Annotated in this window: 1 protein-coding gene; it reads left to right on the top strand. The window is 45.4% G+C overall.

Annotated features, from left to right (window positions below):
- Positions 1-402: type IV pilus twitching motility protein PilT (locus A3738_RS10510; protein WP_197473789.1), on the top strand; the 402-nt coding region annotated here is incomplete at both ends.

Here is a 402-nt window from a genome sequence, read left to right as displayed (position 1 = left end):
AACGCTAGCGGCAATGATCGATTTCATTAATGACAATCGCTACGACCACATTCTGACCATCGAAGATCCAATAGAATTTGTTCACGAAAGTAAGAAATGTCTCNTGAACCAACGTGAGGTACATCGTGACACCTTAGGCTTTAACGAAGCACTGCGATCGGCACTTCGTGAAGACCCCGATATTATTCTAGTTGGTGAGCTTCGTGACCTTGAGACCATCCGATTGGCACTAACCGCTGCAGAAACAGGTCACTTAGTATTTGGCACTCTCCACACCACATCTGCTGCCAAAACAATTGACCGTGTCGTTGATGTATTCCCAGCGGAAGAAAAAGCTATGGTTCGTTCCATGCTTTCAGAATCTCTACAAGCCGTTATCTCGCAGACACTGTTGAAGAAATC

The organism is Oleiphilus sp. HI0066 (genome assembly GCF_001635725.1).
The sequence above is the reverse complement of the archived record's forward strand: the minus strand, read 5'-3'. Positions and strand labels throughout refer to the sequence as shown.